General features: G+C 59.6%; 1 protein-coding gene. It reads right to left on the bottom strand.

Annotation, left to right across the window (positions count from 1 at the left end; translation table 11 throughout):
- Window positions 1-218, bottom strand: a 218-nt coding sequence (locus H6B10_RS17420) for a hypothetical protein (RefSeq protein ID WP_204652558.1), incomplete at both ends; no start/stop codon positions are given.

The raw sequence follows: 218 nt of genomic DNA, 5'->3' as shown, positions 1-218 counted from the left end.
CTGGGGCAAGTGGTAATCAATGGCATCAAGATCCTGCTGGGACAGCCGGTAGAAGGTTTCTTTGCCGAGCGTCAGCCCCAGTTCTTGCAGGCTATGGCCGATATGGGCCACCAGCCACCCCACGTACCGGATGTTCCACAGGTAATAGATGGCCATGGGCGCGGCAAAGCAGGCTGCCGCAAAGCCGGTACGGCGGGCAAGCCCTTGTTTGAACGGTC

Origin of the sequence: Gemmiger formicilis (assembly GCF_016901605.1) — a bacterium.
GTDB lineage: Bacteria > Bacillota > Clostridia > Oscillospirales > Ruminococcaceae > Gemmiger > Gemmiger formicilis_B.
The sequence above is the reverse complement of the archived record's forward strand: the minus strand, read 5'-3'. Positions and strand labels throughout refer to the sequence as shown.